This window comes from Aggregatibacter kilianii, from assembly GCF_003129965.1.
Taxonomy (GTDB): Bacteria; Pseudomonadota; Gammaproteobacteria; order Enterobacterales; family Pasteurellaceae; genus Aggregatibacter; species Aggregatibacter kilianii_A.
On record NZ_NRCJ01000002.1, the window covers coordinates 77,789 to 102,410 of the forward strand.

Annotated in this window: 24 protein-coding genes; 12 read left to right on the forward strand and 12 right to left on the reverse strand. The window is 42.1% G+C overall.

Annotated elements, in window-relative coordinates; genetic code table 11:
• Window positions 1-77: 77 nt before the first annotated feature.
• The 3 genes from ispA to DK430_RS01745 form a co-directional block, all read right to left on the reverse strand.
• Entirely contained in the window at window positions 78-968 is an 891-nt protein-coding gene (gene ispA, locus DK430_RS01735; RefSeq protein ID WP_109077403.1) for a (2E,6E)-farnesyl diphosphate synthase, read from the reverse strand.
• A 10-nt stretch (window positions 969-978) separates the two neighbouring features.
• Window positions 979-1,224 (reverse strand): exodeoxyribonuclease VII small subunit, encoded by a 246-nt coding sequence (gene xseB, locus DK430_RS01740; RefSeq protein ID WP_109077404.1) that lies wholly within the window; start codon window positions 1,222-1,224, stop codon window positions 979-981.
• A 134-nt stretch (window positions 1,225-1,358) separates the two neighbouring features.
• Window positions 1,359-2,324, reverse strand: coding sequence for an alpha/beta hydrolase (locus DK430_RS01745; RefSeq protein WP_239496773.1), 966 nt, complete (start codon window positions 2,322-2,324; stop codon window positions 1,359-1,361).
• A gap of 185 nt (window positions 2,325-2,509) precedes the next feature.
• Here DK430_RS01745 and accD point away from each other — a divergent pair, with 185 nt between their 5' ends.
• The 3 genes from accD (at window position 2,510) to DK430_RS01760 (ending at window position 5,379) form a co-directional block, all read left to right on the forward strand.
• Window positions 2,510-3,406, forward strand: coding sequence for an acetyl-CoA carboxylase, carboxyltransferase subunit beta (gene accD, locus DK430_RS01750; protein WP_109077406.1), 897 nt, complete (start codon window positions 2,510-2,512; stop codon window positions 3,404-3,406).
• A 22-nt stretch (window positions 3,407-3,428) separates the two neighbouring features.
• Window positions 3,429-4,775: a bifunctional tetrahydrofolate synthase/dihydrofolate synthase gene (gene folC, locus DK430_RS01755; RefSeq protein WP_109077407.1), complete on the forward strand. Its 1,347-nt coding sequence runs from the start codon at window positions 3,429-3,431 to the stop codon at window positions 4,773-4,775.
• Window positions 4,776-4,842: 67 nt separating this feature from the next.
• A complete protein-coding gene (locus DK430_RS01760; protein ID WP_109077408.1) occupies window positions 4,843-5,379 on the forward strand; it encodes an elongation factor P hydroxylase in 537 nt (178 codons plus the stop codon).
• Between the two features lie 140 nt (window positions 5,380-5,519).
• On the opposite strand, the gene DK430_RS01765 is transcribed toward DK430_RS01760, so the two are convergent.
• From DK430_RS01765 to DK430_RS01780, 4 genes are read right to left on the reverse strand one after another with little or no spacing between them, the layout of a single operon-like run.
• Window positions 5,520-6,578 (reverse strand): ABC transporter ATP-binding protein, encoded by a 1,059-nt coding sequence (locus DK430_RS01765; protein ID WP_109077409.1) that lies wholly within the window; start codon window positions 6,576-6,578, stop codon window positions 5,520-5,522.
• Between the two features lie 21 nt (window positions 6,579-6,599).
• Window positions 6,600-8,294 carry an ABC transporter permease gene (locus DK430_RS01770; RefSeq protein ID WP_109077410.1) on the reverse strand — a complete coding sequence of 565 codons (1,695 nt, stop codon included), beginning with the start codon at window positions 8,292-8,294 and terminating at the stop codon, window positions 6,600-6,602.
• Window positions 8,295-8,296: 2 nt separating this feature from the next.
• The gene (locus tag DK430_RS01775) at window positions 8,297-9,376 is read right to left on the reverse strand and encodes an ABC transporter ATP-binding protein (protein ID WP_109077411.1); all 1,080 of its coding nucleotides are present in this window, start codon (window positions 9,374-9,376) and stop codon (window positions 8,297-8,299) included.
• Between the two features lie 21 nt (window positions 9,377-9,397).
• On the reverse strand, window positions 9,398-10,396 hold the full coding sequence (locus tag DK430_RS01780) for an ABC transporter substrate-binding protein (protein WP_109077412.1): 999 nt from the start codon (window positions 10,394-10,396) through the stop codon (window positions 9,398-9,400).
• Between the two features lie 370 nt (window positions 10,397-10,766).
• Between DK430_RS01780 and DK430_RS01785 the strand changes: the two genes are divergently transcribed.
• The 3 genes from DK430_RS01785 to DK430_RS01795 are packed head-to-tail and all read left to right on the forward strand — an operon-like array spanning window position 10,767 to window position 15,239.
• On the forward strand, window positions 10,767-12,017 hold the full coding sequence (locus DK430_RS01785) for an ABC transporter substrate-binding protein (protein ID WP_109077413.1): 1,251 nt from the start codon (window positions 10,767-10,769) through the stop codon (window positions 12,015-12,017).
• Window positions 12,014-13,996 carry a sensor histidine kinase gene (locus DK430_RS01790; RefSeq protein WP_109077414.1) on the forward strand — a complete coding sequence of 661 codons (1,983 nt, stop codon included), beginning with the start codon at window positions 12,014-12,016 and terminating at the stop codon, window positions 13,994-13,996. The genes DK430_RS01785 and DK430_RS01790 overlap by 4 nt, the downstream gene beginning before the upstream one ends.
• Window positions 13,989-15,239 carry a sigma-54-dependent transcriptional regulator gene (locus tag DK430_RS01795; RefSeq protein WP_109077415.1) on the forward strand — a complete coding sequence of 417 codons (1,251 nt, stop codon included), beginning with the start codon at window positions 13,989-13,991 and terminating at the stop codon, window positions 15,237-15,239. Before DK430_RS01790 ends, DK430_RS01795 begins: the two co-directional genes overlap by 8 nt.
• Before the next feature lie 131 nt (window positions 15,240-15,370).
• On the opposite strand, the gene queF is transcribed toward DK430_RS01795, so the two are convergent.
• Both queF and DK430_RS01805 read right to left on the reverse strand, forming a co-directional pair.
• A complete protein-coding gene (gene queF / locus DK430_RS01800; RefSeq protein ID WP_109077416.1) occupies window positions 15,371-16,210 on the reverse strand; it encodes an NADPH-dependent 7-cyano-7-deazaguanine reductase QueF in 840 nt (279 codons plus the stop codon).
• Between the two features lie 8 nt (window positions 16,211-16,218).
• Complete coding sequence (locus DK430_RS01805) at window positions 16,219-17,001, reverse strand: Zn-ribbon-containing protein (RefSeq protein ID WP_109077417.1); 783 nt, start codon at window positions 16,999-17,001, stop codon at window positions 16,219-16,221.
• A gap of 106 nt (window positions 17,002-17,107) precedes the next feature.
• Here DK430_RS01805 and DK430_RS01810 point away from each other — a divergent pair, with 106 nt between their 5' ends.
• The 4 genes from DK430_RS01810 (at window position 17,108) to cspD (ending at window position 18,749) form a co-directional block, all read left to right on the forward strand.
• Window positions 17,108-17,422, forward strand: coding sequence for a YqcC family protein (locus tag DK430_RS01810; RefSeq protein WP_109077418.1), 315 nt, complete (start codon window positions 17,108-17,110; stop codon window positions 17,420-17,422).
• A complete protein-coding gene (truC, locus tag DK430_RS01815) occupies window positions 17,419-18,132 on the forward strand; it encodes a tRNA pseudouridine(65) synthase TruC (RefSeq protein ID WP_109077419.1) in 714 nt (237 codons plus the stop codon). Before DK430_RS01810 ends, truC begins: the two co-directional genes overlap by 4 nt.
• A gap of 53 nt (window positions 18,133-18,185) precedes the next feature.
• Window positions 18,186-18,353 (forward strand): YoaH family protein, encoded by a 168-nt coding sequence (locus DK430_RS01820; RefSeq protein ID WP_109077420.1) that lies wholly within the window; start codon window positions 18,186-18,188, stop codon window positions 18,351-18,353.
• A gap of 186 nt (window positions 18,354-18,539) precedes the next feature.
• Window positions 18,540-18,749 carry a cold shock domain-containing protein CspD gene (gene cspD / locus DK430_RS01825; RefSeq protein WP_005557099.1) on the forward strand — a complete coding sequence of 70 codons (210 nt, stop codon included), beginning with the start codon at window positions 18,540-18,542 and terminating at the stop codon, window positions 18,747-18,749.
• Between the two features lie 66 nt (window positions 18,750-18,815).
• Here cspD and matP read toward each other — a convergent pair whose 3' ends face one another.
• Window positions 18,816-19,262, reverse strand: a complete 447-nt coding sequence (gene matP, locus DK430_RS01830; protein ID WP_109077421.1) for a macrodomain Ter protein MatP — start codon at window positions 19,260-19,262, stop codon at window positions 18,816-18,818.
• Between the two features lie 146 nt (window positions 19,263-19,408).
• Between matP and DK430_RS01835 the strand changes: the two genes are divergently transcribed.
• Both DK430_RS01835 and fabA read left to right on the forward strand, forming a co-directional pair.
• Window positions 19,409-21,193: an AAA family ATPase gene (locus DK430_RS01835; protein ID WP_109077422.1), complete on the forward strand. Its 1,785-nt coding sequence runs from the start codon at window positions 19,409-19,411 to the stop codon at window positions 21,191-21,193.
• A 142-nt stretch (window positions 21,194-21,335) separates the two neighbouring features.
• Window positions 21,336-21,866, forward strand: a complete 531-nt coding sequence (gene fabA / locus DK430_RS01840; protein ID WP_109077423.1) for a bifunctional 3-hydroxydecanoyl-ACP dehydratase/trans-2-decenoyl-ACP isomerase — start codon at window positions 21,336-21,338, stop codon at window positions 21,864-21,866.
• Between the two features lie 93 nt (window positions 21,867-21,959).
• On the opposite strand, the gene lsrK is transcribed toward fabA, so the two are convergent.
• Complete coding sequence (lsrK, locus tag DK430_RS01845; protein ID WP_109077424.1) at window positions 21,960-23,534, reverse strand: autoinducer-2 kinase; 1,575 nt, start codon at window positions 23,532-23,534, stop codon at window positions 21,960-21,962.
• A gap of 48 nt (window positions 23,535-23,582) precedes the next feature.
• Entirely contained in the window at window positions 23,583-24,548 is a 966-nt protein-coding gene (lsrR, locus tag DK430_RS01850; protein ID WP_109077425.1) for a transcriptional regulator LsrR, read from the reverse strand.
• Between the last annotated feature and the right edge of the window lie 74 nt (window positions 24,549-24,622).

Genomic DNA, 24,622 nt, shown 5'->3' on the forward strand with positions numbered 1-24,622 from the left:
GTCAATTCCAACGTTAAAATTTATATAGCAACACAGTAAAAAACATGTCTAATTTCAACCGCACTTTTCATAAAAACTTAGCTTTTGCGATGAATGATGAATTCAGCCAATGCATAAAGTGCGGTGGTATCAAAAGGTAAATCTTTCAGTTCGGCTAATGCCGTTTCGTAAAGTTCCTGCGCTTTTTGTTTGGCGCCATCAAGCCCCAATAATTTCGGATAAGTGCTTTTGTCCGCCGTGAGATCAGAGCCTGCGGTTTTGCCGAGCGTCGCGCTGTCACCTTCGATGTCTAAAATATCGTCTTGCACCTGAAAGGCTAAGCCGATTGCGGTGGCGTAGCGTTCCAATTGTTTCGCTAAGCCTTGGTCGGCAAAATGCGGGGAGCAGATAAACCCCATTTTTAACGCGGCAGTCAGTAACGCGCCGGTTTTATTCAAATGGATCTGTTCCAGTTCTTGCAAGCTGATGCTTTTTTGTTCCGAAATTAAATCCAAACTTTGCCCCAAACACATGCCTTTTACACCGGCGGCAGCACTTAAGGTTTTGATCAACGCCAGTTTTTGTTCCGCCGACAAATGCGGAATCTCCGTTAAAATTTCAAAGGCAAATGCCTGCAACGCGTCACCGGCTAAAATGGCGGTGGCTTCATCAAACGCAATGTGGCAGGTTTTGTGTCCGCGACGTAATTCATCGTCGTCCATGGCGGGTAAATCATCATGAATCAAAGAATAAGCATGAATGGCTTCAATGGCAGCAGCGGCATAATCCAGTTGCGTTAATTCGGCGTCTAACATTCTGCCAGTGGCATACACCAAAAACGGACGAATGCGCTTTCCACCTAACAATAAACCGTATTTCATGGCTTCCGCCAAAGGCGCGGGTGCGCTATCAATATGCGCAAATTGATCGGCTAAAAATTGATTAATCCGTTGTTGAGCCTGCTGTAAATCTTGTGAGAACTGATACATCGCCGACCCGTTATTCTTCCGGTTGATAATCGCTGAGTTTGGCGCTTTCGCTTTTTTGCAACAAAATCTGAATGCGTTGTTCTGCCTGTTGCAAACGTTCTTGACCCAATTGTGCGAGCTTAATGCCTTGCTCAAAATCGTTTAACGCGTCTTCAAGAGAAAGCTCGTTATTCTCCAATCGAGAAACAATGTCTTCCAGTTGCTTGAGCGTATTTTCAAAATCAGGTTCTTGTTTTTCAGCCGGCTTGCGTGCCATCGTTTTATCCTTTTTTGCGCAAAATAGAATTGCCGTATTGTACTTGATTTTTAGTGAATTTGTTAGGGCGAATTTGCGGTATTTCCGCCAAAAATCGGGGCAAAAAACACCAGAAAAAAGCACCGCACTTTTGGTTAATGCTCGCAGTTTTGTTGCGCCTTACAACGGGCAAAGAGCCATTTTAAGCCGTCTAACAACGCGGGCATAACGCTGGTCATGTGAGTTTCTTCGGGATAAATTTTGCTGACAACGGATAAATTACCATTCGATATCGTCTTGAATTTTTCTTCTAAATTAAGCAGTTGACTAACCATAGCACGTTGTTCCAACAGCTTTTGTCGTTGCGAATCCTGTTTCATGTAAGGCGCAAGTTTTTGCTCGTATTCGCCCACAGTCAAACGCACGCCGATATTTTCTTTAGCATATTGCGGGCGTTGTTGGGCAAATGCAGGCAAATCCTGCAAGATGCGTTGTTGATTCCACCACACGGAAGGACTGGCAATAAGATAATTACGGAAGCTTTCAGGGTGATTGAGCAAACTATATAAGCCGAATAAACCGCCGTAGGAATGACCGAAAATGTTTTGCTGTGCGTGATTAATGTTGAAACGACGATGTAAATCCGGCGCCAATTCTTCCTGTATAAAACGATAAAAACGCTCCGCACCGCCGAATTGTCGATTGGCATTATCGCCCGTATCGGCGTAGCTTTCCGACGGTGGCGTGTAATCCTGTGCACGTTCCGCAGGATTCAGCAGTTGTGTATTCGGATAACCAATGCCCACAATTAAAAACGGCACCGCATTGGTTTCCTGCGCGCGCGCCATCATGTTTTGCGCCATGCCGGCAGCCGCCGGGAAAAGGGCGTCGCCGTCCAACACATACAACACCGAATAGCCCAATTCTTTTGCCTGCCCGACAGGCATCACCTGAATGCGATAATCTTTCTTCGTGAATTGGCTGTGCAATTGATATTCCTGCGCACCGGGCAGCACGGCGGGTTTTAATTCGCCTGCCGAAGCGGATTGATGGGCGTCGGCAATATTGAAAAATACGCCGCAGGAAAGGGCTAATAATAACGGTTTCATAGTTGTCCTCATGTGAATTTTTCGCGTTAGCGTAACAAAGTGCGGTGGGTTTTTCTAAAGTTTTTTACGGCTTAAAAACATCGGGAAAAATAACCGCACTTTATCACTACTCAGATCAGTATAAATTGCTATAAAAATTCCGAAAATTATGGTCTAATAGCCCACAATTTTTTGTTAATCAAGAGAAAAGGTTAAATATGAGCTGGATTGATAGAATTTTTAGTAAAAATACATCTTCTTCCTCACGTAAAGCCAATGTGCCGGAAGGCGTTTGGACAAAATGTACTTCCTGCGAACAAGTGTTATATCGTGAAGAATTAAAACGCCATTTGGAAGTCTGCCCAAAATGCGGTCATCACATGCGTATTGATGCACGCGAACGTTTGTTGGCGTTACTCGATCAGGACAGCACGCAAGAATTAGCGGCGGATTTAGAGCCGAAAGATATCTTAAAATTCAAAGACTTGAAAAAATATAAAGATCGTATTAGTGCGGCACAAAAAGACACCGGTGAAAAAGATGCGTTAATTGCATTTTATGGTACGTTGTACAACATGCCGGTTGTGGCGGCGGCGTCCAACTTTAGCTTTATGGGCGGTTCCATGGGGTCTGTGGTCGGTGCGAAGTTCGTGAAAGCGGCGGAAAAAGCCATGGAAGAAAATTGCCCGTTTGTGTGTTTTTCTGCCAGTGGCGGTGCGCGTATGCAGGAAGCATTGTTCTCCTTAATGCAAATGGCGAAAACCAGCGCGGTCTTGGCGAAAATGCGTGAAAAAGGCGTGCCGTTCATTTCCGTGTTGACGGATCCGACGTTGGGCGGCGTCTCTGCCAGTTTCGCTATGTTAGGCGACATTAATATTGCCGAGCCGAAAGCATTAATCGGTTTCGCCGGTCCGCGTGTCATTGAACAAACCGTACGCGAAAAATTGCCGGAAGGCTTCCAACGCAGTGAATTTTTATTGGAAAAAGGCGCAATAGACATGATCGTCAAACGTGCCGATATGCGCGATACATTGGCAGGTTTACTCAGCAAATTGATGCACAAACCTTCACCTTTTGTGGAAAGTGAATTGGTTATCGAAGAAACCGCCGCATAAAATCTCATTTAAGGCATTCATAATGCAAACAGAATTAAAAGCCACTTCGCCACTCAACGAGTGGCTTTCTTATTTGGAAAACAGCCATTTTAAAGCCATTGATTTAGGGCTGGAACGGATTAAATCCGTAGCACAAGCGTTGGATTTATTAACACCTGCGCCTTTCGTCATTACCGTGGGCGGCACCAACGGCAAAGGCACAACCTGCCGTTTGCTGGAAACCATTTTACTGAACGCCGGTTATCGTGTAGGCGTGTATTCTTCACCGCATTTGTTACGTTATAACGAGCGTGTACGCATTCAAAATCAGGAGTTGGACGACGCCCAACACACAGCGTCTTTTGCGTATATTGAGCAAAACAAAACGCAATCCTTAACTTATTTTGAATTCAGCACGCTTTCTGCGTTACATTTGTTTAAACAGGCAAAATTAGACGTCGTGATTCTGGAAGTAGGGCTGGGCGGTCGTTTGGATGCCACCAATATCGTGGACAATAACATGGCGGTAATTACCAGTATCGACATTGACCACACGGATTTTCTTGGCGCTACGCGCGAACAAATCGCTTTTGAAAAAGCGGGCATTTTCCGAGTCAATAAGCCGGTCATTATCGGCGAACCGAACATTCCACAAACCATGTTGGATCACGCTAAAGAATTAGGTAGCCAATGTTTTTGCCGCAATGCGGACTGGACGTTCAGTCAACAAGCGCAAAGCTGGACGTGGCAAACCATGCGAACCGATGAAAAAGTGCGGTGGAATTTTTTGGCGGATTTGCCTCTTTGCCAAATTCCTTTAGCCAATGCGGCGACAGCGCTGGCGGCGGTGCAAAAACTGCCTTTTGACATCTCTCTTGAAACCGTTAAAAAATCCTTGCTTGAGGTGGAGCTCACCGGTCGCTTCCAAACCATTAACCCAACAAAGTTAATTCATTTAGCGCAAAAACTTCAGCGTGATGTAGCAACATTACCGCGTATGATTATTGATGTGGGGCATAATCCGCATGCGGCGCGTTATTTGGCGGAAAAACTGACCGCACTTAAAGCGCAATCGCAGGGAAAACTCATTGCCGTTTGTGGCATTTTGAAAGATAAAGATGCCGTCGGCGTATTAACGCCATTGCTTCTGCTTATTGATGAATGGTACTGCGTAACATTAGGCGGTTATCGCGGTCAACGCGGTGAGGATTTATTTGTGACGTTGCAACAGGTTGTAAATCAACATCACTTAACCGTCAAAGGGGAGCATGCCGATTCCGTCGCAGAAGGCATTAAAAGTGCGGTGGATATTTCTGATGAAAATGACATTCTGCTGGTGTTTGGATCTTTTCATACGGTCGGCGAATTTTTAACCTTTAGTCAAGTCTAGCGAGGACTCAATTTCATAATGATAAAGCGTCGAGGTAAAACTCGGTCCTTTATTTTGAGGAGTCAAAATGGAACACAAAATCGAAGATTTAATCCATATTTTTAATCAATGTTTTGAACAGGAATACAACACAAAATTAGTCAAAGGCGGTGATGAACCGCTATATGTTCCGGCAAATGACGATTGCCCTTATAACGCCATTTATTTCGCCCGAGGATTTTACAGTAGCGGATTACATGAAATCGCCCATTGGTTAGTCGCCGGCAAAGAGCGTCGAAAACTGGAAGATTTTGGTTATTGGTACGAGCCGGATGGACGCACGGAAGAGCAACAGCGTTTATTTGAAAAAGTGGAAGTTAAACCGCAAGCGTTGGAATGGATTCTCGCAACCGCGGCAGGTTTTCGTTATTTTGCCAGTTCCGACAACCTCAACGGACAACCGGGCGATACCCAACCGTTCAAACAGGCAGTCTATGAACAAGTCAAAACCTATGCTGAAAAAGGTCTGCCAAAACGCGCCGAAACCTTGCGCAAAGCGTTAGCTAAGTTTTACGGCACGGAAGATCACATTGATTTAACGAAGTTTGATGTGACGAGAATTTAGAATGAGGATAAAAGTGCGGTCAAAAAAACGCTTAAATTTTTGACCGCACTTTACGTAATGAAAAAACATCTGAAATATTTACCGCACTTTTCATTATTTGATGAAAAGTGCGGTCATTTTTATCGACGTTTTTTAAAGGACTATTCAACAGGATACCAATGTAGTTTGGTAAATTGAATTTGGCACTGATCACCTTCGTTTAACAACGGATCACGCCGACCTTTTTGTACGCGCAGTTCTTGATTTCCAATGTGAATACTGTAATCAATCACTTCTCCTAAATAAGAACGACGTTTCACTATGCCGGGAATGCCTCCTTGATTGACGAATTCAATTTCTGACGGGCGGCTTGCCAGTAAGGCTTTGCCTTGCGCCAGTAATTCGGCGGGCGGTGTAGGTTGAATGTCAAATATGCCTTCACAATGATCAATACTAACGCCTTGAGCAGATAAATTGACGTTTAACTGATTGGATAACCCAATAAAATTAAACACAAATTTATTGATCGGATTGTTGTAAATATTAAGCGGTGTATCAATTTGTTCGATCACGCCTTTTTTCATCACCATAATCCGATCGGATAACGCCATGGCTTCCGACTGGTCGTGTGTTACATAGATAATGCTGAATCCAAATTTCCGCTGTAATGCTTTGATTTCAAAACGCATTTCTTCTCTTAAATGAGGGTCCAAACTGGATAACGGCTCATCCAGCAACATCACATCGGGGTTTAACGCCAAGGCGCGAGCCAGTGCCACCCGTTGTTTACCGCCACCGGATAAATCATCGGGGCTTTTTTGCGCTACATTTAGCAAATTGGTATGACGTAACGCGTCATTGGTGCGCTTTTCGATGTCCTGTTTGGATAATTTCTTTAAGGTTAGCGGAAATGCCACATTATCGTACACCGTCATGTGTGGCCAGACAGCAAAGGCTTGGAATACCATGCCGAAATGGCGTTTTTCCGGTGGTAAATAGAAGTTGGTCGCTTTTGAAGAAAGTACTTTATCACCTACTTTAATTTCGCCGGCATCCAAATCTTCAAAACCCGCAATCATACGTAACGTGGTGGTTTTTCCGCAACCGGATGGGCCCAGCATGGAAAAGCATTCACCTTTTTCGATGGATAGATTGAGGTTCGGAATGGCTATCACATCGCCGAATTTCTTCATTACATTATTTAGTTGAATATAACTCATTTTATTCTCCTTAATATTCGGCTATTTCTGCGTTTTTTTCTCGGCATAGCGTTTAATCACGGTTTGACCGACCACGATAATAATCAACGCAATGCCTGCCAGTGCAGCGGAATAAACGGTTTCACCATCTTCATTTAAGGTATAAATGGCAACCCCGATGGTGCGGGTGGAAGGTCCGTATAACATCACGGAAACCGTTAATTCGCGCAGTGCAGGTAAGAAAATTAAGAAGAAGGCGGCAATCATCCCCGGTCTGACTAACGGAATAACAATGTCTTTCAACGATTGCCACATACTTGCTCCGCAAGCGCGTGCCGCTTCTACCAAGGAATCATGCACTTGTTCTAAAGCGGCAGAGTTGGCCTTCAGCGAGAACGCCATGTAGCGGGCAATGTAGGCGATGAGAATAATCCAGACGGTGTTGTAGAGGTTAATACCGAATTTGCCGCTCCATGCCAGAATTACCCCTAAAGCGATAACCGAACCCGGTACGGAGAACGGTAGCATACCGAGGAATTCCAAAATGGCTTTGCCTCTGACGCGCATTTTGACGATAACATAAGAAATCATCACCCCGGCGAACATGGTAATCACAGCGGCGGCTAAACCTAGGGAAACACTATTGCGAATGGCATCTTTAGTGAGTTGCCATTCAAATAGGATAAATTTGTAGTTTTCCATAGTGAGATTTTCCCAGGTGATCGGCAAGCCGTAGGTTTTTAATCCGCCGACTAAGAAAATTGTCGCAGTCGGCAAAACGATAGTGAAAGCGATATAGAGCAGGCAGATAATCAATAACGGCATGCGCAAGCCTCTGAGTTTGACTTCCACCGGGCGGAAACTTTTACCGGCAATAATTTGGAAACGTCCTCGATTTAACACTTTATTTTGCAGCCAAATAATAAAGGCGGCGGTGAATACCAATACGGTTGCTAATACCGTGCCCGTACGAATGGCGTCAAAACTACCTGCACTTTGGTGAATGCGTTCGTAAATTAAGGTCGGGATATTAAAGATACCGTTCTCAATACCTAGGACGGCTACTGTACCGAAGTGTGCCATGGAGTAGAGCATAATCAATAACGCACCGGAAACAATACTCGGCATAACCAACGGGATCGTGATTTTACGGGTGATGGTAAATAGGCTGGCACCGGAAATACGGGCAGATTCTTCTAAGGTTGGATCCATCCGTTCCAATGCGCCGCATACCTGAATAAATACGAACGGGAACAAATACATGGTTTCCACCGCCATAATGCCGGCGTAGCTGTAAATATTAAATACCGGTTCTTCAAAACCCAATGTATCCATGAAGAATTGGTTTATATAACCGGCACGCGGTGAAAGTAACATTTTCCAGGCAAGTGCGCCGATAAAGGACGGCAACATGAACGGTACCAAAAACATAACTTTCATAAAGCCTTTATACGGCAGATCCGTTCGGGTGACCAACCAAGCGAAGAATGTGCCCACGCAAGTACTCATGATGGTTACGCCGGAAGCGATGAACAGCGAGTTCAGTAACGCCTCGTAGGTTTCCTGTTGCTTCAGAATTTTTATTACATCGGTAACGTTAAATTGTCCGTCAACCCAGAATGAGTTGATGAAAATTAACAACACCGGCACGGCAACTACAATAACTAAAATCCCAATGGACAGCGTAAGAATGACATTGGCGATATTAAACGGACTTTTATTTGCTATTACGGCCATAATTACCCCCTTGCCGAATCCGTTGTATTCGGGAACCAAAGCAAGTCATGAAAATTCACATAACAGTTTTCTCCCTCCGTAAACATTAAATCTTGTTGTAATGCTTTATTGGTCGGCACTTCTGTACGTAGTGTGACACCGTCGATTTCCAGCATATAATCCATGACGGCACCGAGAAAACTGGCGCGTACCACTTTGGCATGCAATCCTTCGCCTTGTCTGCTGAGTATAATATCCGACGGGCGGCAGCCAAGTTTGCCGGATTCTTGCGGTAAGTTATTCCAGTGAATGACTTGGTTTCCTTGTCCGACAAGATGTTGACCTTGCTCATAACGCACCGGAATAAAATTCGCCAAACCCATAAATTTAAATACGGTTTCGTTGGCGGATTTTTCATAAATTTCCCAAGGTGTGCCGATTTGTTCAATGGTGCCGTCGGTTGCCATAATTGCCAGGCGATCGGAAATCGCCAAGGCAATTTCCTGATCATGGGTAACGTACATAATGGTAATGCCGAGTTTTTTCTGTAACTCTTTAATTTCGAAACGCATTTCTTCACGCAAATTGGCATCCAGATTGTTCAACGGTTCATCCAATAACATCAGTGACGGCTTGGCAACTAATGCTCTCGCCAAGGCGACCCGTTGTTGTTGACCGCCTGATAATTGGGAGGGGAGGCGTTGCTCTAATCCGGTTAAGTTCACTAACTCTACAACATCCATGACTTGTGCCCGAATGGTTTCTTTATCCAAGTTTTTGAATTTCAACGGATAGGCAATATTGTCAAATACCGTCATGTGTGGCCATACGGCGTAGTCCTGGAAAACTACGCCCAAACCACGCTGATCGGGCTGAATATCAATATGCTCAGCGGGATCGCTAACAACCGTATCATCAATTAAAATACGTCCGGTATCCGGCACGTCAAATCCTGCCAGCAGACGTAATAAGACGGTTTTTCCGCAACCGGAAGGACCCAGCAAGGTAAAGCATTCACCGTCTTGTACCGTTAACGACAAGTTCTTTAACACTTGATGGGAACCGAACGCTTTAGAAATGTTTTCAAATGTAATTGTTGCCATAAAGCACATCCTTCAAGCGGGTTAGTTGCGACCTTGTAGAATTTGAGTGAATTTTTTCACGGTTTCTTCTTTGGTAGCGATGACGCTCTTATAATCAATCGGAATCGCACGACTCATGGCTTCTTCGGCAGAAGGTAAACCGAATTCAGGATTTGGCTCAATACCTTTTCTCACCGGTAATGTGCCTTCGTGAGCTACAATTTTTTGTGCATCTTCGGAAAGCAAGAAATCAATGAATTTTTGGGCGGCAGAAAGATTTTTTGTGCCTTTGATGATGGCGGCAGGGCTTGGAATGACCAGCATTTCTTTCGGATAAGCGAGTTTTAAGGATGCGCCTTTTCTGATTTTATCGTTGGTGATGTAGTCTACGGCGAGTGATGCCAGCAAATCGCCTGACGCGGTGTCATCCACGACCTGACCGGCACCTTTACCAATCTTGGCTTTATTTTCTTTTAATTTCTCAAAAAATTCCCAACCAAAAGTGGATTTCAGTAATGACACGCTCATATACGACGTACCGGAAAGCGCCGGATTAGCAATACCAAATGCGCCCTTAAATTGTGGTGTGAGCACATCGGCCCATTGTGTAGGCGGCTCTTTTTTTACAAAACGGGTGTTATAGGCGATACCTAATGTTCCTAACCGAATCGGCGTAAAGGAACCGTCAAAATCAGGAATCGGATTAATGATATTCTCTACTTCAGGAGAAATGTAAGTTTCCAGCATTCCGGTTTCTTTCATATTGAAAAAATCAGGTACCTCACTGGTCCAGATAACATCCGCCATAATCTGCCCAGATTCTTTTTCTGTCGCAATTTTTGCCATTAATTTACCTGCACCGGCAGATTGATAGTCCATGGCAATATCCGGATATTTTTCATTAAATTTGGCTTTTAAGGCGCCGATAAGGGATTCTTTCATAGAGGTATAAACGATGAGTTTATCTTGTGCTACAGCCATACTGCTGATGGAAAGTCCTAAACCGAGAGCAATTAGGCTTGAAATGATTTTTTTGTTCATAATCAATTCCTTATTTTATAGATGGGGTATTTGGATGGTACTGCTTGACGAGTGATTCACTGAACAGAGCGTGAAATTCAAAAATACGATAGCACTAATGCGAAATAAGAAAAGCCGACTTTTGGAGAGAAAATGGGGTGATTTTGACACAAATCTGATGTTTTATTTAGGCTGTTTTGACTCATTTATGGAAACGGGCTGAAACATAGTCGAAGTAAATGGCTACAAATAACTCAAAATGTTGAAATCAACAAAATTTTAATTCTTTGAAATGGATCACAAAAAATATTAATGGATTTCTATTCTATAGAAATTCATCGTAATTCAAGGTTAGAATCATTGCATTTAATCGTTTATACAGGTAATTCTCATGCTAAGGATAAAAGAACGTTATGTCGGCACTTTACTGATATTTCTAACGGTTACGTTAGCTTGCGCTGGGCGGGCATATAGCAATGAACTGGTCATCGGTACGACATTTTCGCCGGAGTCTTTGTCTTATTTGATTACCGAATGGGAAAAACAACCGAATGCCATGCCGGTAAGAATGATAAATAGAACAAGTCATTCCTTAAATAAACTCTTTGATGATGACAAAAATGACAATATAGATCTTGTTTTAAGTTCCTCTCCTATATTGTTTTACCATTTGCAGAAAAAGCAAAAGTTAGCGATTTTGCCGGATAAATTAAGTGCGGGGAAAAAATTCGTGCCGGATATTTTGCAAAAAACCACCGTTGCATTTTCTTTGTCCGGGTATGGTATTTTGTCTAACGTACCACTGTTGGAAAATGCAGAAGTGGATATCCCCGGCGATTGGCAAGGGCTTATTTCTCCTAATTTGCAAGGGTTGGTTATTATGAGTAGCCCGAGTCGTTCCGATACGACTCATATTATGATTGAAGCCTTATTGCAAAAACAAGGATGGCAACAAGGTTGGGCGCTGATTCACCAAATGATGGCAAATGTCGGAACGATTTCTTCCCGAAGTTTTGGTGTGGTTGATAAAGTGCAGGCTAATTTGGGGGCGGCCGGTATTACGATTGATAACTATGCAAATTTGCTCACACATTATAATGCGGATTCCCATTCACCCTTAATCTTTAAATACTTTCCTAATTTTCCCGTCTCTCCGACTTTTATTGCGGTAACGACAAATAGCGCTAACAGCCGACAGGCATTGGCATTTATTTACTTTTTATTAAGTGATGTGGGGCAACGCACGTTATACCACAGCAAAATGGGGAAATACCCGATCATTCCATTGGCAAAATCCCATCGGTTATATACAACTCAGCAATTTTTATTTACTCAACCGCCCCTTGATTATCAAATCGTGCTTAAGCGTCAGGATATTGTTAAATTAATGTTTGAGCACCAGATTATTCATCGGCTAACGCAAATTCAGGAAAATTGGCAAATTCTTTATCAAAAGGAGCTACAAGTCGGGCACACATTGCCAAAATTACGCGAAATTTTGACCGCACTTCCCATCACGGAAGAGCAAGCCAATGATGAAAATTATTTGGAGAAATTTAATACAAATGAAGTCTTGTTACATTGGCAACAGTTTTTTATGTCACAGCAAATGCGATTTGTCGATGCCGTGGAAAAATTATGAGAAAGTGGCTTAAAAAATTAGACATCAGCACAGGCTTGCAATTATCACTTATTGTCAGCGCATTGTTTTGTTTGTTTATTGGTATTGTCGGTTTATATACTTGGCAACAACAGCGCGTGGAAATTGATTTTGCTATTGATCAGAATTTTCCAAAACTTCAATCGGCTTTTCGTATAGAAGAGCAAATTAATTCATTGGAAAATAGATTTTTAAATTTAAAAGATATAAAAAATACAGAAGATAAAATCAAATGGTTTAATGGTACGCAAGAAGAAATTAATAAACTAAAAGAGATCGCCGAATTATTAAATGAAGATTTAAATAGTGAAATTCCTAAAATTGTTATAGAACAAAGTAATCTTTTGCAAGACATTTCATCAAATATCGATAATAAGTTAGCATTGAGTGCTAAATTCAATAAAACCTTTTCGGAAATTGATTGGTTGCATAATGATTTTCGTGATGAATTTATCGCATTATTGCAAGAAATTGTTTGGCAACAAGCAACATTAGCTAATCATCTTACAGATAATTCAAGCGGTTCAAAAAAAATTGAACAACTAAGAAGGCTTCAACATGAATTATTATTGCTTTATGATTTTCTTACTTATGAAGAGCAAATTGTTATTGAATTAAAACAGCATATCGGTAATTATTCTGATTATTCATTAGTCACATTAACAAACGCTCTTAATTATTTAAAAAATTTAGTTGAACAAAAATTTGAATCTTTAGATAAACATACTTCAAATGATACAATTAAACAAATTATTGATGCTTTGCTGGCTATGGGATTGGACTCTAAGTCGCTACCTTCTTTATTAATTGAGCGAAAGCAAATAGATATTACCCAACAGCAATTAATGAATAAATACGAGTCACTTATTTTTAATTTAAGACAGAAAATTAATGATCAGGTAGGAGACAATCAAAAGCAATTAAAAATATTTCACTCTTTAATTAATAAAAATACCAGGGTAAATGGTCTTATTATTTTTTCTGCCATGCTGTTACTTTTTCTCTTTATTGCGAGTATCAATTTTTATTATATTCGTCATAGACTAATACAGCGTTTTCAGTCCCTTAATCAATCTGTTGAAAGACTAATTAATGGTGAAAACAATGTTAAGATTTCAGTATGTGGTAATGATGAATTAGGGCGTATTGCCAAATTGTTAAGATTATTTCTCTTTGAAGTCAACATGAAAAGTGAAGAGTTAGAAAGCAGAAATCAAATTTTATTAAATGAAATTAGCGAACGTATAGAAATTCAGGAAAAACTCATCAGTACGCAGCAGGAATTAATACAAGCAGCAAAATTAGCCGTGGTAGGGCAAACCTTGACCTCAATTAATCATGAGATCACTCAACCGTTGAATGCGATGAATGCTTATATTTTTAGTGCAAAAAGAGCGGTGAATAATAATGATGTTTTTTCTGCAAATCGTTATTTGGAAAAAATAGCATATTTAGTTGATCGTACTGCACTAGTGGTAAAAAGGTTACGTCATTTTTCCCGCCAGACGACGAATACACTACAAGCCGTGAATTTATCTGAATGTATTAATAATGCTTGGGAATTATTAGAGCCAAAACATAAACATTTGAAACCAAATTTATTTATTCCAACTAATTTGCCTCATGTATTAGGTGACGAAATTTTATTAGAGCAAGTATTTGTTAATATCTTTCTTAATTCACTGGAAGCAATTCAGGATGATAAACCGGATATTAAAATAGAAATACAAAATATCTCAGAACTGAATACGGAATTATGGATTTTTGATAATGGTTCCGGCTGGCCTTTAACGGATAAGTTATTGCAACCTTTTTCTAGCAGTAAATCTATTAACTTAGGCTTGGGATTATCAATAAGTTTATCTATTATGCAACAATGTCAAGGCGATTTACTTATTGCTTCTACATTAGCAAAAAACGCACTTATTATTTTGAAATTCAAGGTGATTAATAATGTTTAATACTCAAAATAATGTTTTATTGATTGATGATGATTTAGATATTTTGGAATCCTATACTGATTTATTACAGCTAGAGGGATATTCTGTAATTGCAACTTCAAATCCCGAAAAAATTATCAGTTATATCCCAGAAAATTGGTGTGGTGTCATCATTTGTGATGTGCTGTTACCCGACATTTCCGGATTGGATGTATTAGAACAAATTATCGCAATCGATAGTCAAATTCCGGTAATCATGGTGACCGGGCATGGCGATGTGCCTATGGCGGTAGAGGCTGTTCAAAAAGGTGCAGCAAATTTCTTTGAAAAACCGATTTCTCCCGAAAAGCTACTTGCTCAGGTAGATAATTCCTTAAAACAACGGAAAAAAATTATTGAAAAACGTCAATGGCAAGCAGAAAAAATTAGTGAAGTTTTTATTGGTAGTAGTGATTGGATTAATGAATTAAGAAAACAGTTACAAAAATTAGCAAATTCTAATTTACCGGTTTTTATTTGGGGAGAAACCGGTACAGGACGCCATTTGGCAGCAACCTATTTACATAAATTAAGTGATCGTAAAGATTTTCCTGCTATTTTTCACGAGTATGTGGAAAATGAACCTTCCAATATTGTTGAATTAATCAAAAAATCAGTATCGGGCACTTTAATTATTAAAAATATTCATTATCTAAATGTTAGTGAACAACAATATTTAATTCATCAGATAAGTAGTGAAGGAAACCAAATGCGCTTAATTTTATTGAGCGATATTTCTCTTATGGAATTAATACGTTACCAAAAAATCAGTTCAGCGTTTTATTATTTATTTACGTATACACAAATTGAAATGCTTCCGTTGCGAAAACATATTACTGATGTAACCGATATTTTTAATCATTATGTACAAAAATCCTGTATCAGATTAAATAAACAAATCATCACAGCAGATAAAAAATTATTACAAAGTTTACGGCATAAAGAATGGAGTGGAAATGTAAAAGAATTAATTAGCGTTGCGGAATTGTATGCTATCGGTTTACTTACTCATATTCCTTCGGCAACTTCTCCACTATTTGATAATATACAAACACATTCTTTAGATGAAAAATTAAACCAATACGAGAAACAAGTTATTGAAGAGGCGTTAGTTTTTTACCAGGGAAAAATTAATGATGTCGTGAATTATCTTAATATTCCGAGAAAGAAATTGTATTTACGCATGAAAAAATATGGATTGGATAAAAAGAGTTATAAATTGTGAGCATAAAAGTGCGGTTAAAAAATTCTTCGAATTTTACTCATAAATTACCGAAGTGATTTATTCGTTCCTTTGGAGCCGTTGGCAAAGCCAACGTTCAAAATCCTTTGGATTTTGTAACCGCACTTTTTGTTTTACTGCCGTGCTAACCGTAAATTCTGTGGTAAAGGCTCGAAGTTTGAGCGGTAAGGGTTGATGTCTAAACCGCCGCGGCGGGTGTAGCGTGCGTAAACGGTGAGTTTTTCCGGGTTGGCGTAGTGCATCAGGTCGCAGAAAATCCGCTCGACGCATTGTTCGTGAAATTCGTTGTGTTGACGGAAAGAAATAATGTAGCGTAGCAACTGTTCGCGGTTGATTTGCTTGCCCACATAATGAATTTGCAGGCTACCCCAATCCGGTTGTTGGGTGATGAGGCAGTTGGATTTGAGCAAATGGCTGACCAGCGTTTCTTCCACAATGTTGTCGTTCGTGCAATTTTTCAGCAAGTCGGCATCAAAAGCATAATCCCGAATTTCAATGTCCAGCCCGTCAATGCATTCGCCTTGCAGCGCGGCAATCGACTGTGCCGTGTAATCCGCCAACGAATTTAACCGCACTTTCACTTCACCTTTCGCACAATCTTGTAAATCTTGCTGCAAAATGCGCTGAACCTCGGCGAAATCGGCAAATTGGGTTTGGTTGAAGCTGTTTAAATAGAGTTTAAAACTTTTCGATTCGATCAAATTTTCGCTATGAAAATCAATTTGTATATCGGCGATCGCCACTTGCGGCACGCCTTTGGGATTGAGCCATGAGATTTCATATGCCGTCCAAATATCGGCGCCGATGGAAAAAGGCTGGGCCTGTGTAATGCCCAAGGTGTCGCGATTGAGGCGGCGTGGTACGGGTTGTAATAAAGTGCGGTCATATTTTTCCGCGTATTTTGTTTGCTGACCGAGTTTTAAGGCGTTCAGGCTTGGATCTTGATAGTGCATAGTTTTCCTTATTGCCAATGCCAGGAGAGGTTTGAAACGAGGCGGCAATGATCACATTTAAAATAGAGGAAGTCAAAAAGCGGTTGGTTTAACGTCCAGTTTCGCTTGCATAGCGGGCAGCAGGATTGCACTTCCGATTCACGGCTTTCGCCGCCGATACGATACAAATAATAGTAAGTTGGAATGGCGCTGTGCCGTTCGATTTCCTGCGCTAAATGATACCCATGTTTAAACAGCGTGCTTTGCGTATCGGAAATTTGTGCAAGGGCTTGTTGCTCCAGCACGGAACCGTTCATTTGCAATTGATCGCACGCCTGCCAATTCTCCTGCCATTTAATGATGTCCATCGCCAAGTGCGGTATGTTTTTCAGCTGTTTATATAACGGAATCGGTTGCAGGGTATCGCCGCTTTGCAGGGGCGAGCAGGATTGTAAATACGTGGTGTAGAGCAGTTGCCAAGCAGGCGTTTCCATTGCCGTGATTTCCGAATTCAGATCTTCCGCCACGATTTGAAAACTCTCGAAAAACACACCGCACTTTTCTGCCGTCTGAACGGCTTCGTTCACTAGAGAATTGTTAAATTCCGCCAACAGCGAGGTTTGTTCGGGGCAGGTCACACGCACTGCCAAACCTTGTTGATTTTCCTGTTCGGCAATAAATTGCGGGATTTCCCGACCGATAATTTGCCCGTTATAACGCCATTGCTCAATAATTTGATTAACGCAATGGCTTTGTTTTTCCAAGGAAAATTCATCGTTCCGGCAGGAGAAAAAGGCTTCGATTAAATACATAGTGGGTCACGTTAAATTTGAAAGGGCGAATTTTACACCAAATTTCCCGTTACTGGCGTAAAAACCTGAAATCTTCTACAATGAGCCGTTTTTTATGAGGTATTTTATGTATCAACAAACCCGATTACATTTGCAAAATTTGCAACAGGTTATGGAGCGTTTGGCATTGTGGCAAACCATGCCGCCGCAGGAAGAGGCGTTCTTAAGCGAACAGCCTTTCGCCTTGGACACCATGAGCCCGACGGAATGGCTGCAATGGATTTTTATTCCGCGTATGTATGCTTTGCTGGAAAGCCGGGCGCCGTTGCCGAGCCAAATCGCCATTAGCCCTTACTTGGAAGAAGCCTTGAAAGAGGACGATTATTTGGCGGAATTATTGCTCCCGATCATTGAAATCGAAAAATTGCTGCAACAACAATGACGTTAGAGATTTTATACCAAGACGACCATTTGGTGGCGGTGAATAAACCGGCAGGAATGTTGGTACATCGTAGCTGGCTTGATCGCCATGAAACCCAGTTTGTGATGCAAACTCTGCGTGATCAAATCGGGCAGTTGGTTTATCCCATACATCGGCTGGACAGACCCACATCAGGCGTATTGTTATTTGCGTTAAGCAGTGAAACAGCGAATTTGTTATGTCAACAATTTGAGCAAAAACAAACGGAAAAACAGTATTTGGCGGTGGTTCGTGGTTATGTGACAGGGCAGGGCGAAATTGATTATCCGTTGAAAGTGCAGTTGGATAAAATTGCCGATAAATTTGCACAACAAGATAAAGCACCGCAAAGTGCGGTCACTTTTTACGACGGATTGAAAACCGCAGAAATGCCTTATGGCGTAGGGCGTTACGCCACTTCGCGTTATTCTTTGGTTCGCTTAACGCCGAAAACCGGGCGAAAACATCAACTTCGCCGTCATATGAAACATATTTTTCATCCCATTTTGGGCGATACGCAATATGGCGATTTACACCAAAATCGTGCGTTGACGGCACATACCGGTTGTTCGCGTTTAATGTTGCACGCGGAGAAATTAAGTTTCGTGCATCCGTTGACACAACAATCAATCACGATTCAGGCTGGCTTAGATGAGCAATGGCGGAATGTCATGCGGATTTTTCAGTGGTAAAAAACACCTAAAAAAACAACCGCACTTTTCGTGAAAAGAATAAGAGGAAAGAAATGTTAGATAGTGATTTATTAAATTTAACCCATGAACAGCAGCAACTTGCCGTGGAAAAAATTCAGGAATTAATGGCACAGGGAATGGGAAGCGGGGAAGCCATCGCCTTGGTAGCAAAACAATTACGTGAACAAAATCGCACAAATAAAATAAAAGAAAATGAATAGCTGAAGTGTTTTTGCCGCGAAATTTTATGAATTTTTGTGATCTCTGTTTGATTTTGAAACTTTTTTTATTGCGCAACCGACAAATTTACTTAATATAACCATCAGCAAATCAAGGTGATAGGGCATTTTGTCTTATTGAAGTAAACGTAGTTCTATAAGGACTAAAAACCATAAGAGGTTTGAATTATGGAAGTTGGTGTTGTTAAATGGTTTAATAATGCAAAAGGATTTGGCTTTATTTCTGTTGAAGGCAGTGATACCGATATTTTTGCACATTATTCAGTCATTGAAATGGAAGGTTATCGTTCATTAAAAGCGGGTCAGAAAGTCCAGTTTGAAGTGATTCATGGTGACAAAGGTTCTCACGCGACGAAAATCATTCCTGTTGTCGAATAAATAATCAAGATTCTCTATTTAGTCATTCAATGGACAAAGACAAGCCCTTTTGTGGACTTGTCTTTTTTATTTCAATAAATCCTTCAAGCCCGCTTTCATTGCCGACATTTGATTTTCGTATAGGGCTTTTTTCTCGCGTTCATCGATCATGTAGGAAATGGTTTCCGACAAGGTCATTTTCATTTTGCGGGAATATTTGGATAAACGTAGCCAAACGGCATATTCCAAATCAATGGATTTTTTCTTAGTGGATTGCTTTTCACCGTTGAAAAAGCGTTTTCTTCTGGCGCGAATGGCTTGGTCGAGTTTGATGACCAATTCCGGCGCCAAATGGGTTTTAATCCATTCTTCAATTTTTTGCGGATAATTTTGGCAACCGATGAGTTGCTTAACGATGTCTTCCTGTAAACTTTTTTCTTCGTAACGGGTAACATTCTCGCCTTCACGGGCTTTCTTGGTTAAATAAACCCATTTCCAATGAGCTTCCTGATTTTCCAGCTTTTGATATTTCATTTTGTCGAACCATTTTAGTGACGTGGTAACTGTGTCACTATACGCTTTTTGTGACGGATTTTCTAGCAAATTTTTATGTGATGCGAAGAAAGCCGGGGAGAAATGTGCGATAATGCGCGCAAATTAAACATAACGCAGAGATTAACGTGACTTCATCTTCTTTATCCAATAACACATTGCCTTGGCAGGACTTACGTCCGGAATTAGCCGTGACCGACATTCCCTCACAACCTCAGGACTTTTTCGCTTTGCAACCCCGTGCCGGTGAAGCCGTGCGCAATTTCATGCGAAATTCCCACCGCACTTTATTGGTGCTCAAAGCCGATGACCAAGCGGAATACGCGCCTTTATTGGAACGTTTCATTGAAAAACACCAACCGAAACTTGACGTGTGCGGTGTGCAATATGTGGTGGAGCAGGGGGATTCTTTTTCTTTTCCGCGTGTCTATACGGAACCGGCGCAATCCATTGAGGATAATTTTGCTGCGAAGAAAACTGTGGCAACGGCACTGTATTTCGATCAATTTCAATTATTCGGTTCCGTTAAAATTCATGCCTCGTCACATGATATTCAACTGCACGCCGGGCTGGTTCATCAGCTTAATAAAGGCGTATTAATTGTCAGTGTCGGTGCGTTGTTGGCGCAATTTGATTTATGGCAACGCCTGAAACAAATTCTCACCACGGGCGTGTTTGATTGGTATTCTGCCCATCCGTTCAAAACCTTGCCTTGTGATATTCCAAGTTATCCCTTGCAGTTAAAAGTCATTGTGTTGGGTAATCGCACGGAATTGGCAACCTTAGAGGAGTTGGAAGAGGGGCTTTATCATCTGGCGGATTATGCGGAAATTGAAAGCTATTGCAGCGTAGAAACCGCAGAACAGCAGCAACAATGGATGAATTATGTGCAATTCGTCGCGCAACAACATCAATTACCAATGCCGGATTTAAGCGGTTTCAATAAATTGTATCAATTATTGGTGCGCGACAGTGAAAATCGCCATTTGATTAATGTGTCGCCGTTAAAATTAAAAATGATGCTCACGGAGACCGCACTTTTAACGCAATCCGATTCATTAAGTGCGGTGGATTTTGAGCGTTATTTTTTACATAAAACCGCGCAATACGGCTTCCTGCGTGAGCAAACCTACGACGGCATTTTGCAGGAGCAAATCTATGTGGCGACCGAAGGCGAAATGGTGGGGCAAATTAACGGCTTGTCGGTGATTGAATACCCGGGTACGCCGTTGTCTTTTGGCGAACCTTCCCGAATAAGCTGTATCGTGCAATTCGGCGATGGCGAAATTGTGGATGTGGAACGCAAAAACGAACTGGCGGGCAATATTCACAGCAAAGGCATTATGATTGCCGAAGCCTGTTTGGCGAATGTACTTGAATTGCCGTCACAATTGCCGTTTTCCGCCTCTTTGGTGTTTGAACAATCTTACGGTGAAATTGACGGTGACAGCGCTTCTCTTGCCGGTTTCTGCGTGTTGCTGAGTGCTTTGTCCGCCTTGCCGTTGCCGCAATCTATCGCTATTACGGGGGCCATCGATCAATTCGGTTTGGTACATTCCGTGGGCGGTGTGAATGACAAAATCGAAGGCTTCTTTACTATTTGTCAACGCCGTGGCTTAACAGGCAAGCAGGGCGTGATGATCCCAAGTGCAGTGCTGAATCAGCTAAGTTTGTCCGATGCGGTGGTAAGTGCGGTCAAAAATCAGGAATTTTTTATTTATCCTGTTGAAACCGTGGATCAAGCCTGTGAAATTTTATTGCAACGCGATTTGGTGGAACAGGAAAAGAAAACCTATGATTTCGACACAATGCCGTTGTCCCGCCTGATTCATCAGCGCATCGAACAATATTCCGAACAGCAATCCCACAAGTTCGGTTTTTGGGATTTGCTCTTCGGCAGAAAAAATCGTTAAATCCAAATTGCCATTGAAAATTAACTGATCGGACAAGTTAGGCGTACAAGTGTTAGCTATTCTAAATAATGGGATGCTTTGTTAGAATCCCACCCGCATTCGATTTTGAATCGCTTAAACATATTTTATAGGATGATTAATAATGAACATTTGTACTCCAAACATCAAAGACAGTTACACTTACGAAGATTTATTGGCTTCAGGTCGTGGCGAATTGTTTGGCAAAGAAGGCCCGCAATTGCCGGCGCCGACCATGCTCATGATGGATCGTATCGTAAAAATGACGGAAGACGGCGGTACATTTGGTAAAGGCTACATTGAAGCCGAATTGGATATTCATCCTGATTTGCCGTTTTTCGCCTGCCACTTCATCGGCGACCCTGTGATGCCAGGCTGTTTAGGCTTAGATGCCATGTGGCAATTGGTCGGCTTCTTTCTCGGTTGGGTCGGCGGCAAAGGCAAAGGTCGTGCGCTGGGCGTCGGCGAAGTAAAATTTACCGGACAAATTCTGCCGACCGCGAAAAAAGTGGTTTATCGCATCAACATGAAACGCGTCATCAATCGTAAATTGGTGATGGGCATGGCGGACGGCGAAGTGGAAGTAGATGGTCGCGTTATCTACACCGCAACGGATTTGAAAGTGGGCTTGTTCCAGGATACCTCAAGTTTCTAATTCGCTTTCTTAAAAACACAGAAATTTTCGACCGCACTTTCCCATCAATGAAAGTGCGGTTTGTTTTTTCGGTGTTTTTTAGCAACATAAAAACTACAATCCAGGCGCTTTCCACAATGACGTGGTTAAACCGCTATCAACCAGTTGCAATTGCTTTTTATAAATATCCGCCCACTGGTTTTTGTGGGCTTGATAGAGGGCATAGTTATCCGAATTCGGTTGATGTTGCCGTTCAAATTTCACCAGCTTTTTGCCTGCCTCAGCTAAAGAAGGATAAATGCCGACACCAACGCCCGCCGCAATGGCGCAACCCAGAGCCGTTGCTTCTTTTACCACAGGAATATTCACGGTTAATCCGGTTACATCGGCTAGGATTTGGCTCCATAATTTGCCCTTAGCACCGCCACCGGCAAATACGATAGATGTGAGTTTTATACCGGAGAATTTTTGGACTTGATCCAAATTACAGGAAGACACAATTGCCGCATTTTCTTCCAAAGCTCGGAATAAGACGGCTTTGTTGCATTTCTCGGGATCAATAGACAAATTAATAAAAGACGGTGCAGCGTGATACCAGGCTTTAAAATGCATGGCATCGGAGAAAATCGGAATGACATCATTGGCACCTACTGGTACGCGTTCTGCCATTTGTTCAAGTAATGCATAAGCATCTGTACCTAATTTTTCTGCCAATCTTTTTTCTTCTTCACAGAAAGCGTCACGGAACCAACGCATGGTTAAACCGGTAAAAAAACTAATGGATTCGGCTTGTACCAACGGTGCGATAACGTGAGGATTAATACGTACATTCATTTCCGGATCAGTGACTGCTTTTGGCAAATTGACGACTTGTTGCCAGAATGTGCCGCCGATAACTGCAGCCTGTGCAGGTTCTGTTACGCCTAAACCGATACAGCCTAACTGAACGTCGCCACCACCGACTACCACCGGTGTGCCTGTCGCCAGACCGGTTTGTTCTGCTACCTCCGATGTTACATTTTCTAAAAGCGAGCCGGTTTCTTTTACCGGCGTGAGAATATCCGCATTTAACCCCGCCATATCCAGTAATTCCGGCGACCATTGACGTGTCGTTAGGCTCAACATGCCGGTAGTACCTGCATTAGAGGGTTCCACAGCCAGTTCGCCGCTTAACATAAATGCCAGCCAATCGCTAATCATAGAAATGGCTTTGGTATTTCGATAAATGTCGGGACGATGGTGGGCGAGCCATAACAGACGGGGAACGGCGCTTAGGGCTAAGGTTTGACCGGAGACGGAATAAAGCTGTTGTTCAAAAGTATAATTGTGCAGAGTTTTAAGTTCTCTAACTTCCTCTACGGCTCGAGCATCCACGTTGCCGCACGCCCAAATTGGTGTTTTATGTTCATCATAAAGCACGATGCCTTCACGCATGGAACAGGTGGAAATTGCCGCAATTTGTTGTGGCTGAATTTGCGCTTTATCCAATGCTTGGCGAATGCAGCTACAGGTCAATTGCCAGTTATTGGTTAAATCGAATTCCATTGAACCGGGAATATTGGGATCGGATAAATGTGTCCATTCTCGTTGAGCGGCGGTTACTTGATTGCCCTTCAAATCAAAAATGACCGCCCGAATACTTCCTGTGCCGGCATCTAATGCCATCAGATAAGTTGCTTGATTATTCATTATTTCCTCCTCCTGAATGGGAAGAAAATAAGCTCGCTACACCTATCGCTAAACCAACTGCGCCAACATCATTCGAGCCGTGTTTTCTTCCGTTACCAATGAATTAATATGATTTCCCTGTAATGCACTTAAAATTGCCTCAACTTTGTCTTCACCGCCGGCGACACCGATGACATTCGGTATTTTTTGCAGATTTTCTAAAGACACGCTGATCAATTCCTCATGCAACGGCATATCCGGTTGCAAGCTGCCGTCTTTACGCATGAAATAGCCGAGAATATCGCCCACCGCCCCTTGATTACGAATAATCTGTTGTTTTTCTTCGGTGATGTAGCCGGAACGGAGCAGGGTAGCCTGCCCTTTTTGACGGGTGGCGCCGATGCCGACAATGGCGACATTAGCACTACATGCCGCCAACATAATGTCACGTACACAGGCTTCCCGTTTAAATAGTTTGGCCGCCTCAACGGAAGAGGCGCGCAACGGGGCGGGAATGATACTTACTGAACAGGAGCCGTCTAATTGCCCGATTCCTTTCATATAAGGTCCGACACCGCCTGATAAGGTAATCAGTTTAATGGCGTTATGCGTAATGAACTCATTGGCATACTTCAGCGTTTTCATGATGGTGTCACCGAAACCTATAGCGAGTATCTGATTGGGTTTAAGTAAGGACATTAACATTTGTGCCGCGCCGATACCTAAACGTTCATTGATTTCATGCTGTTCCAGCATCGGTAGGATACGAATATGTTTTAACCGAAAACGTTGTTGCAACGCTTCTTCCAGTTCCAGACAACCGGTAAAGCGGGAATTAATTTGCACTTTGATAATGCCCGATTGGCGCCCTTTTTCCAGCAATCTTGATACTTTCAAACGCGGTAATTTTAATCTGTCACCGATTTCGCTTTGGGTAAGGTTATCGTGATAATAAAACCAAGCGATTCGCGCCAGCAACTCTTCTTCGCCGAAAGTTTGTACCGTTTCCTGATTATCCGTTATTAGCTCATTCATATTGTTTATTTGTTTCTATTAGTTTGGTGTATTATTCATTTGTTTTAATTTATTATCAAATGTTCTTCCATTTT

Excerpts from the sequence above, each read along its gene's own strand:
- queF (WP_109077416.1), bottom strand. The coding sequence starts at position 16,210 with ATGCACTATCAAGATCCAAGCCTGAACGCCTTAAAACTCGGTCAGCAA.
- DK430_RS01810 (WP_109077418.1), top strand. The coding sequence starts at position 17,108 with ATGTATCAACAAACCCGATTACATTTGCAAAATTTGCAACAGGTTATG.
- DK430_RS01785 (WP_109077413.1), top strand. The coding sequence starts at position 10,767 with ATGCTAAGGATAAAAGAACGTTATGTCGGCACTTTACTGATATTTCTA.
- accD (WP_109077406.1), top strand. The coding sequence starts at position 2,510 with ATGAGCTGGATTGATAGAATTTTTAGTAAAAATACATCTTCTTCCTCA.
- DK430_RS01775 (WP_109077411.1), bottom strand. The coding sequence starts at position 9,376 with ATGGCAACAATTACATTTGAAAACATTTCTAAAGCGTTCGGTTCCCAT.
- DK430_RS01780 (WP_109077412.1), bottom strand. The coding sequence starts at position 10,396 with ATGAACAAAAAAATCATTTCAAGCCTAATTGCTCTCGGTTTAGGACTT.
- cspD (WP_005557099.1), top strand. The coding sequence starts at position 18,540 with ATGGAAGTTGGTGTTGTTAAATGGTTTAATAATGCAAAAGGATTTGGC.
- DK430_RS01770 (WP_109077410.1), bottom strand. The coding sequence starts at position 8,294 with ATGGCCGTAATAGCAAATAAAAGTCCGTTTAATATCGCCAATGTCATT.
- DK430_RS01820 (WP_109077420.1), top strand. The coding sequence starts at position 18,186 with ATGTTAGATAGTGATTTATTAAATTTAACCCATGAACAGCAGCAACTT.
- DK430_RS01795 (WP_109077415.1), top strand. The coding sequence starts at position 13,989 with ATGTTTAATACTCAAAATAATGTTTTATTGATTGATGATGATTTAGAT.
- DK430_RS01805 (WP_109077417.1), bottom strand. The coding sequence starts at position 17,001 with ATGTATTTAATCGAAGCCTTTTTCTCCTGCCGGAACGATGAATTTTCC.
- lsrR (WP_109077425.1), bottom strand. The coding sequence starts at position 24,548 with ATGAATGAGCTAATAACGGATAATCAGGAAACGGTACAAACTTTCGGC.
- folC (WP_109077407.1), top strand. The coding sequence starts at position 3,429 with ATGCAAACAGAATTAAAAGCCACTTCGCCACTCAACGAGTGGCTTTCT.
- matP (WP_109077421.1), bottom strand. The coding sequence starts at position 19,262 with ATGAAATATCAAAAGCTGGAAAATCAGGAAGCTCATTGGAAATGGGTT.
- DK430_RS01790 (WP_109077414.1), top strand. The coding sequence starts at position 12,014 with ATGAGAAAGTGGCTTAAAAAATTAGACATCAGCACAGGCTTGCAATTA.
- ispA (WP_109077403.1), bottom strand. The coding sequence starts at position 968 with ATGTATCAGTTCTCACAAGATTTACAGCAGGCTCAACAACGGATTAAT.
- DK430_RS01745 (WP_239496773.1), bottom strand. The coding sequence starts at position 2,324 with ATGAGGACAACTATGAAACCGTTATTATTAGCCCTTTCCTGCGGCGTA.
- fabA (WP_109077423.1), top strand. The coding sequence starts at position 21,336 with ATGAACATTTGTACTCCAAACATCAAAGACAGTTACACTTACGAAGAT.
- xseB (WP_109077404.1), bottom strand. The coding sequence starts at position 1,224 with ATGGCACGCAAGCCGGCTGAAAAACAAGAACCTGATTTTGAAAATACG.
- lsrK (WP_109077424.1), bottom strand. The coding sequence starts at position 23,534 with ATGAATAATCAAGCAACTTATCTGATGGCATTAGATGCCGGCACAGGA.
- truC (WP_109077419.1), top strand. The coding sequence starts at position 17,419 with ATGACGTTAGAGATTTTATACCAAGACGACCATTTGGTGGCGGTGAAT.
- DK430_RS01765 (WP_109077409.1), bottom strand. The coding sequence starts at position 6,578 with ATGAGTTATATTCAACTAAATAATGTAATGAAGAAATTCGGCGATGTG.
- DK430_RS01760 (WP_109077408.1), top strand. The coding sequence starts at position 4,843 with ATGGAACACAAAATCGAAGATTTAATCCATATTTTTAATCAATGTTTT.